The organism is Geobacillus sp. CAMR5420, from assembly GCF_000691465.1.
Lineage (GTDB): Bacteria > Bacillota > Bacilli > Bacillales > Anoxybacillaceae > Geobacillus > Geobacillus thermoleovorans.
This window is the reverse complement of sequence record NZ_JHUS01000036.1, coordinates 1-8858: the sequence shown is the minus strand read 5'-3', so window position 1 is coordinate 8858 and position 8858 is coordinate 1. Positions and strand designations below refer to the sequence as shown.

Annotated in this window: 9 protein-coding genes and 1 pseudogene; 1 reads left to right on the top strand and 9 read right to left on the bottom strand. The window is 53.7% G+C overall.

The window, feature by feature from the left end:
• Positions 1-153: 153 nt before the first annotated feature.
• Positions 154-507 (top strand): hypothetical protein, encoded by a 354-nt coding sequence (locus DI44_RS0117085; RefSeq protein ID WP_119877434.1) that lies wholly within the window; start codon positions 154-156, stop codon positions 505-507.
• A gap of 183 nt (positions 508-690) precedes the next feature.
• Here DI44_RS0117085 and DI44_RS08445 read toward each other — a convergent pair whose 3' ends face one another.
• The 9 genes and pseudogenes from DI44_RS08445 to DI44_RS18015 all read right to left on the bottom strand — a co-directional run.
• On the bottom strand, positions 691-1671 hold the full coding sequence (locus DI44_RS08445) for an ABC transporter permease (RefSeq protein WP_011231139.1): 981 nt from the start codon (positions 1669-1671) through the stop codon (positions 691-693).
• Complete coding sequence (locus tag DI44_RS08450) at positions 1664-2578, bottom strand: ABC transporter ATP-binding protein (protein ID WP_011231138.1); 915 nt, start codon at positions 2576-2578, stop codon at positions 1664-1666. The genes DI44_RS08445 and DI44_RS08450 overlap by 8 nt, the downstream gene beginning before the upstream one ends.
• A complete protein-coding gene (locus DI44_RS08455) occupies positions 2575-3372 on the bottom strand; it encodes an SGNH/GDSL hydrolase family protein (RefSeq protein ID WP_011231137.1) in 798 nt (265 codons plus the stop codon). The genes DI44_RS08450 and DI44_RS08455 overlap by 4 nt, the downstream gene beginning before the upstream one ends.
• 9 nt (positions 3373-3381) lie before the next feature.
• Positions 3382-3681 (bottom strand): transporter suffix domain-containing protein, encoded by a 300-nt coding sequence (locus tag DI44_RS08460; RefSeq protein WP_014195759.1) that lies wholly within the window; start codon positions 3679-3681, stop codon positions 3382-3384.
• Positions 3682-3905: 224 nt separating this feature from the next.
• Complete coding sequence (locus DI44_RS08465) at positions 3906-4862, bottom strand: MBL fold metallo-hydrolase (RefSeq protein ID WP_033025342.1); 957 nt, start codon at positions 4860-4862, stop codon at positions 3906-3908.
• Positions 4863-5149: 287 nt separating this feature from the next.
• The gene (locus DI44_RS08470; RefSeq protein WP_033025339.1) at positions 5150-6037 is read right to left on the bottom strand and encodes a sulfite exporter TauE/SafE family protein; all 888 of its coding nucleotides are present in this window, start codon (positions 6035-6037) and stop codon (positions 5150-5152) included.
• A gap of 266 nt (positions 6038-6303) precedes the next feature.
• Positions 6304-7662: a type I glutamate--ammonia ligase gene (glnA, locus tag DI44_RS08475; protein WP_033025337.1), complete on the bottom strand. Its 1359-nt coding sequence runs from the start codon at positions 7660-7662 to the stop codon at positions 6304-6306.
• Between the two features lie 225 nt (positions 7663-7887).
• Complete coding sequence (locus DI44_RS08480) at positions 7888-8274, bottom strand: gamma-glutamylcyclotransferase family protein (RefSeq protein ID WP_011231131.1); 387 nt, start codon at positions 8272-8274, stop codon at positions 7888-7890.
• A gap of 418 nt (positions 8275-8692) precedes the next feature.
• A pseudogene (locus DI44_RS18015) lies at positions 8693-8858 on the bottom strand (UPF0236 family protein); the annotation flags it as partial.

Genomic DNA, 8858 nt, shown 5'->3' with positions numbered 1-8858 from the left:
ATTAAGTGGGGGTAGTTCACTCGTTCATCTTTTACGATGCTTACGTATCAGCGGTCGAATACAACAAGTTGTTTGAAAAAGAACTAGCCCACTATTTGCGGCGCCGCTTTCAGCCGAAACGGTTCGCATGGCCGATTTGATGGGAGGCGTTTCATGATTGTCATTGCCACTTTCGAGAGCCACCTATTCGTTGAACTGGCGATTTCAGCGCTTCAAGAAAAAGGGATTGCTGAACATCAGATTTTTGCAGTCCCGCTCAACCGCTCTGCCGAACCGCCGCGCCTGCTTGATACGCTCCATCACGCCAACGGGTTCAGCTTCCTTGACTTGGCGGCGATTTTAGGAACGTGCTTGATGCTGCTAGGGGCGATTTACGGCTATGTGTTGGCATGGGGTCCGATCATTTGGGGGATTATCGGGGCGGTTTCAGGCATCGGAATCGGCATTTTGCTCAAATGGTGGGTAAGCCGAAAATCCACGCCACCGTCAAAGCCGCACAGGCGCTGATATCGTGCTTCTCATCCGTTGCGATGAACAGCAATGGCCGGCCGTGGAGCAGTTGCTGCGGGGCCATCACGCGCTTGGACTCGCCGGCGTTCACGACAAGCAGCCGAATAGATAGGCATTTCATCCCCTTTCACTGAAAAACCCGAGGGAACACCCCCTCGGGTTTTCGCCGCTCTGCCGTTTTCAATAGACATCTCGCCGCATAAAGACAAAAAAAGCGACAAGAAGCCCTGCAAGCCCCCAGACAGCCAGCACGGCCATCGAAAAGCCAAGCGTCATCCCCTCAATCGGCGGAGCCGCTCCTTTTATGTAATCCGTCAGCCGCAAATTGACCATAAACAAATATTTTGCCGAATGCCACGACGACACCATGTTCGACAAAATCGCGCCAGAAATCAATGCTGCCAGCATGATGCCCATCACCGCCGCCGTGCTCCTAAGCAGCACGGAAAACATAAACGTCAGTGTGCCGACGACAACGCTCACAAACGCTGCCAGCCCGAGCTCGATCAAAATGTATTTCCATTGCGGAATCATGTGGACATTCGCTGTATTGAGATCCTCTCCTTGCTGGACAAATCCGGTCAATAGCGGCAGACGGAAGCCGCCATATCCAAACACGAGTCCGGAGATGGCATACGACAGCACCGCCGCCATCAGCATAATGAGCGACACCGACAGGAGCAACGCGATATATTTGCTCAACAAAATTTTCCACCGCTTCACCGGCCGAACGAGAAGCAGCTTGATCGTTCCAGCGCTTGCCTCGGACGACACTAAATCGGCCGCAACCACCATCACTAAAAGCGGCAAAAACAAGTCGATGGCGTTTTCGATAAACGTGCGCATAAACGTCGGCGCTCCAGGGGCGGATGGATTAATGTTGTGCTCTAAGTAGTACTGCTGCTGCTTGAGGCGGATTTGCAAGTATTTCCGCCATTCCTCAGACATGCTCGGCGACTGCAAGCGGTTTTGCAAATCGACGATTTGCTGCTGCAGCTGCGTCCGCCAGTCGGTCGTGCCAAGCCGTTTTCTCAACTCTTCCGTCTCGCGGTATTGGGCGTATGTAAACAAGGCGACGAGCACCGCAATGATGGCGGCGATCACCCATAGCCGCTTTTTGCGGACGATTTTCAACATTTCATTATACACGAGCTTACTCAATCGTTTCGCCCCCTGTCAGCTCGATAAACAAGTCCTCGAGCGTCGGCAGCCGCGGTTCAATTTCCGAAACCGAGACGCCGGCTTGGACAAGCTTGGCGTTCCAAGCGGCTAGTCTCGACGGCTCATATGGCGTGACGATCGTCTCTTCATCGGCGCGCAACACCTCGGTTTCCGCCGCTAACAGCGCCCGCGCCCGATCCGTTGGAGCGGCTTTCCAGACGACGCGCGCCTGTTGGTTTAACAGCCGCTCAACCGTGTCCACGGCCAAGAGCCGTCCTTTCGCCATAATGGCGACGCGGTCACACATTAATTGAATTTCACTTAACAAATGCGATGAAACAAGGACGCTCAACCCTTCCGTTTCCGCCAAAAAGCGGATGAAGGCGCGCATTTCGCGAATGCCGGCCGGGTCAAGGCCGTTGGTCGGCTCGTCCAAAATGAGCACCTTCGGCTTTCCAAGCAGCGCCTGAGCGATGCCGAGCCGCTGCCGCATGCCGAGCGAATACGTGCCCACTCGGTCATGGATGCGCTGTTCAAGGCCGACGAGCTTCGCCACTTCCATGATCCGATCTGCACCAATTCCCGGCATCATGCGGGCGAAATGTTCAAGGTTTTCCCAGCCTGTTAAATACGGATACATTTCTGGGTTTTCGACGATGCAGCCGATCTGGCGGATCGCGTCGGTAAACTGGCGGTGAAGATCATACCCGCAAATCGCCACCGTCCCCGACGTCGGCCGAATGAGCCCGACGAGCATGCGGATCGTCGTCGTTTTTCCCGCGCCGTTCGGCCCTAAAAAACCGAATACTTCCCCCTCATGCAACTCAAACGAAATGCCTTTAATAATTTCCTTGCCGCGAATCGTTTTCCGCAGCTCTTTGACCGCTAACGTCACCTGTTTGGTCATTGCTCACCCTCCTCCGTCAACGTGATGAGCGAGGCGACGCGCTCTCCAATCCGCTTGTAGCCTGCCGCGTTTGGATGAAAATGGTCGCTGTACAAATAGTCGTTGACATGGAGGGCAAACAAATCAAACGTCGGCACCGCGACGATGTTCGGATAGCGGGCCGCCACTTCCGCTGATGCAAAATTCCAATCGCGCACAACCGCCGACGTCCATTTGGCATCGTCTAAATCGCCAAACGGGTTGTACAAACCGATCGCAAAAATGACCGCTTCGCTGTTGAAGCGGCGCAGCGCGGCGAAAATGCGGTCTAGGTTGGCTACATATCGCCGTTTCGCCTCATTCAGCTGCTTTCGATCCAGTTTCAACGCTTCCCCGCCTTGAAACAAGTCGTTGCCGCCGATGGTCATCACAATAAGATCCGCCATGGCGACTTGCCGCTGAATCTCAGGCTGGCCAAGCTGGCGAAGCAGTCCGTCAGAGCGAAGGCCGCGGATGGCCAAGTTCGTCACACGGATCGGTTTGTCCGTTTGCCGGCGAAGCTCATCGACCATATAGCCGACATACCCTTTTCCGCTTTCATCGCCCGTTCCTCTCGTCAACGAATCGCCAAGAGCAACAATATCCATTTTCTCGTCATGTTGCCTTGTTTCAGCCGTCGGCGGCCGTTGTTCTTTCGTCGGCGGCTTGGCGGCCGAAAAAAACTGGTCTTGCACCGCCAATGCCAGGCCGCCAAGCCAAAGCACTCCGGACAGGGCGGCAACGGCTATGAGAAGCGCAACTGTGCTCCGTCGCATGCAACCACCTCATTTCTTCATCGTTGTCATCTCTCGCGATCCGTCTTGGCATTGTTCGCCATCATTGGTTTGATCCGACAACCGCCGTTTTATTCGCCAATGTTTCAGATCCCAATACTTCTTCAGCTTCGACGCCGCTTCCTTTCCAACCAACAGCGCCCCGATCCAAAACATGATTTCCGCCGCCACAATGGCAACCGCAACGATCGACGCTTTGGCCGCAGTCGAAAACGGTAAAAATGGCGCGATGGGCGGAATGACCCAAACGACGAACGATGCGATGATGAACCCGACGCCAATGTGATGCATGACGGACCGCCTCTGTTTCACTCTTCCGTTCCCCCTTGCTCATGGACGCTCTTTCCAACAGGAATCAGGATCGCTTATTTCCACTCTAACATATACACCGCAATTTCACGAAATGATCCGCCTAAAAACCGAACACACACAAAAACAGTTTTTCCCGTTTTTCCAATTTTCGCTTTCCCGTCAAAAAAAGAAACCCAGCCGAATCGGCCAGGCCAATCGAATGATCACCGTTGTTTCTGCCAATAATCGATCAACCCCATCGCGCACACTTGCAAATCAAGCTCGATCGCCGCATGCGCCGACGACGAAGATGGAGCGCCATGATCATCAAGAAACGTCATCACTTCGCCGCGCAACCGGTGCGCTGCCATTTTCGCCTGCTCGGCAGCCGGCGCTTCCGGATGACGGTCGACCGCTTCTTTTCCCGCCGCCACGAACTTCGGCAGCCAAACGCGAAGCTGGCGGAACGCCTCCTGCGGGTCATCCAGCATGCCAAAATGGCCAAAATAAATGCGTTCCGGTCTCAGCTCCTCAAGTCTTGACGCCGACTGCTCCATTGCCTCGGGATCAAATTGGTTCGGAGATGTTGAAGGCAGGCAAAACGTAAGCCCCGCTTCTTGCAGCTGCGGATAAAAAACGCCGATCGTATCGCCGGTGAACACGCCGCGGCTGTACGAATCATAAATCGAAACGTGATGGTTCGCATGCCCCGGCGTATCATAAAACACAAGCGTCCGCTCCGCACTCAACTCCAACGTTTCCCCGTCCTCTTTCACGATCAATCGCTCTTCTGGCACCGGAAGAATCGGATCAAAGAGCGACTCAAACTGCGCGCCGTACACCGCCTTCGCTCCAGCGATGAGGCGCGATGGATCAGCCAAATGCCGCTTCCCTTTCGGATGGACGACAACCATCGCATTCGGGCAATGCTGAAGAAGCAACCCCACGCCGCCCGCATGATCCAAATGAATATGGGTGACGATGATATAGCGAATATCAGACGGATCAATATGAAGCGCTTTCAACCCAGCAAGCAAATGCGGCACCGACGGGCTTGGCCCTGTTTCCACGATCGCCAAGTTCTCTTCGTGAAGCACGTATGTACCGGTGCGCTGCGGCATGCGCAAATCATACAAATCGATGAGTGAAATGCGGCGGCCGAGATCAAGCGGCTGTGCCATGTTCCCTCTCCCCCTTTGGTTGATGATGCAGAATATTTTAACATAGAAACCGGCTTCCCGCTACAGGGGTTGATAAAAAAGCAGCCCCTGCCCAGAGGGCAAGAGCCGCCTTCTCGTTTCAACTGTCGTCAACGGGGCAACAACTGCTCCGCGCGCTATTTTTGAGGGCAGGCGCTGTCGACCGTTGCCCTCCGCAGCACGAACAAGCTCCCTGATGCTCAACCCGATCGCATCCAACGCTGCCGCCAACGGAAAGACACTGTCGTTTGCCAAGCGCCCCCTAATGCTTACGACGCCAACTCCCTGCCAGTCGCCTTTCCTTTCCGCCCGTTTCGGATCGCCACCCATACTGCCGCCGCCCAGCCGATGACGATGAGGCCGTACACAGCAGGATAAACCGGCGCCGGGGCTTCCCAAGCGTGCAGAAGCGTGCGAACGTTTGTCAAAATAATCAATCCGCCAACCAACACTCCAAGCAAATGGGACGGCAGTTTACGCACAAGCCAAGCGGCGATCGGTGCAGCGACGACCCCGCCAGCCATGAGCGTCAGCACCCAGTGCCAGTTCACTTGCTCCCAACCAAGCGAAATGACGAATCCTAGCGTCGCCGACAGCGCGACGGCAAATTCGGATGTATCGACTGTGCCGACCACCTTGCGCGCTTCCATGCTTTTATTGGCCAACAACACCGGCGTCGCAATCGGCCCCCATCCTCCACCGCCGGTCGCATCAAGGAAGCCAGCCACCAATCCGAGAGGGACGAGCTGCTTATTGGACCACTGTTTTCCGGGCGTCGACGGCGCGCGGCCGTTCAACACTAAAAATCGATAAATAATGTAAAAGCCAAGCGCCAACAAAAACAAGGATACATATGGTTTAATCAAATCTCCCGGCAAGTTGCTTAAAAAGCATGCTCCGACAAACGCGCCGACCGACCCGGGAATGATGAGCCTAAAGGCCATGCGGCGGTCGACGTTGCCGAACTTCCAATGGGAAGCGCCAGATGCCGCCGTCGTCACCACTTCCGCCAAATGAACGGACGCCGAGGCGACGGCCGGAGCAATGCCGAACGTCAATAACAACGTCGACGACGTGACGCCATACGCCATCCCAAGCGAGCCGTCAATCAGCTGGGCGATAAATCCTACAAACACAAAAACGATCAGTTTTTTCATTGGTTTCCCTCCGTTTGCAATGGTTGAGCGCGTTACTTATAATTTAAATCTCATTATTCATAGATGTCAACTATGAATTTTAAAAAAATAAAAAATGCGATCATTTATTTTAGTCCCTGCTCGCAAGATGACGTTGCGAACACCGACGGCTTGGCGGCCGGCGGACGGAAGGCGCCGCGCGGCCGTCCATAAAGACAAACAGCCGCCTGCAGAAAAAAGGCGCCCCGAATATGGCGACGGGACACCTTTTGAATGCTGGCTTTCGATCAGAACTTCCCTTGATACCGCTCGACTTCCCAAGCGTGGACCGCCGTGCGGTAGCTGTTCCATTCGTCTTTTTTCATCGCGACGTATTCGTTGAATACGTGCTCGCCAAGCGTCGCGCGGCCGATTTCTCCGCTTTCGAACGCAGCGATGGCCTCGCCCAAGTTTTCCGGCAAGTTGTCAATGCCAAGCTCCGCACGTCGTTCTTCCGACATATGGAAGATGTCTTCATCAATCGGCGCCGGAGCGGTTAAACCTTTTTCGACACCGTCAAGGCCAGCGGCAGCGATGATGGCATACGCCAAATACGGATTGGCCGACGGATCCGGGCAACGGAGCTCAACGCGCGTCGCGACGCCGCGTTTGGCCGGAATGCGGATGAGCGCCGAACGGTTGGAAGCGGACCAAGCGATGTAGCAAGGCGCTTCATACCCTGGCACAAGCCGTTTGTACGAGTTGACAAGCGGGTTCGTAACCGCCGCGAAGTGTTTTACGTTTTTCAGCAAGCCCGCGATGAATTGGTACGCTGTTTCTGACAACTGGTTCGCATCGTTCGGATCAAAGAACGCATTTTCCCCATCTTTGAAGAGGGAAATGTTGACATGCATGCCTGAACCGTTGATGCCAAACACCGGTTTTGGCATAAACGTCGCATGGAGGCCGAACTTGCTGGCAATCGTTTTGACAACCCATTTGTACGTCGTCGCATTGTCAGCCGCACCGAGCGCATCGGCATATTTGAAGTTGATCTCATGCTGGCCTTCCGCCACTTCATGGTGCGACGCTTCAATCGTAAAGCCCATCGCTTTTAAGGCGCGGTAAATTTCAAGGCGAACGCGTTCGCCCAAGTCTTTCGGAGACGGTTCGAAATAACCGCCGCCATCATGGAGCTCGAGCGTCGGATTGCCGTTTTCATCGGCTTTGAACAGGAAAAACTCCAGCTCCGGACCGACCGAGATCGCATACCCTTTTTCCGCCGCCCGCTCCACCGTTTTTTTCAACACGTTGCGCGGGTCGCCCTCAAACAGCGTGCCGTCCGGATTGGTCACCGAGCAGAGAAAGCGCGCTTCCGCATAGCCTTCCTCGACCGTCCACGGCAAAACAGCAAACGTATTCAAATCCGGAAGAAGATACAAGTCGGAACGGTTGATCGGCGAGAAGCCTTTGATCGACGAACCATCAAACATGATTTTCCCTTCGACAACATCATCAAGCTGTTCAGCCGTCACGGTCACGTGCTTTAAGATCCCTTCAATGTCGACAAACTGCAAATGAAGAAGTTCAACGTTCTTTTGTTGGATCGTTTCTTTAATTTGTTCAAGCAATCCCGTTTGGGTGGAGGAAACGAACGATTTTGACATGTCACATTACCTCACATTCGCACGTTTATTTTTCTAACATGATTTTATTATAGAAAAAGAGCGGCGGTTTGACAATACCTTTTTAATAATTTTTCTGTATTTTTATTAGGAAATGTTTGCAATCGCTTTCAAAACACATTAAGGAGATATGAATATTTATGCAAAAAAAGAAGGAGGCGAAAAGAGGCCGCCTCTTTCGCTTCCTTCAGCCATCCGCTCCTGATGTCATGTTTTCTTCATCCTCCGCCATGATCCGGACGGAATAAGCGGAAAACCAGCCGCTTTTTCCGGCAGATAGACGTACACATACCCTTCGATCGGTTTGCACGCGTCGCGAACCCACACCCGCTCATATTCATTGTTGCTCCGCCCCTCGACGTAGTCTTCCAGTTCGTCCATCGCCTTGAGCCCTTCTTCTGTCACGGTCAGCCACTCCCCCTCAACTTCCCCCTCTTCCCCAAGCACAAGCGCAGGGTATGGGCCAACGTTGTATAAGCGGCCGTTTACTTTCCCTGAGCATACAGCGCGAACGTACGGAGCGACCACTTCATGGTTTTCTTCGCCAGTCAGCAGCGTGCCATACACAAACACCCGATATCGCCCTTCCGCCATCTCCTCGTTCTCCTTTTGTTTACATAACATAGATTATGAAAACTCAAGGAAAGGAAACAAAAACAATGGAAGCCCTTCCTCTCATCCATCCTTGCCGCTCCGAGGCGGCGCCAGTGTGAATTTGTTCAGTAGATCGCGGCCACAAAAACGCCGTGCCGGCTGCACTCGCAAGCCAACGGCACGGCGATGGCGATTCCGCAACGAACGAATGATGCTTTCTCCATCATACCCGCTTCACAATGAAAAGTCAAGCAAATTGTTACAGTGGAGTCAGTCAAGACTTTGTGGAGAACATTTTTTCGGTTCACTACGGGCGTTGTCAATCACTAGTTAGCGAACCATTTTCAGGAATTAATATCGTAAGCGCTTTCGGACTCTCATCCCTCATCTTGAGGCGATGATACGATATTCCATTTTTTTACACCCAACCACCATCCCGGAGCGCCGACAACGCTTGATGGATCGGCGTCCCGGATGACCGCTGCAGACACGGTAGATTCTGACGCACCACATCTGCCCATAACCGTCCTGCCTTCCGTTTGGCCTGTTCGATCCGCTTGGACGTTGTTGAGGCCGAGACGGCC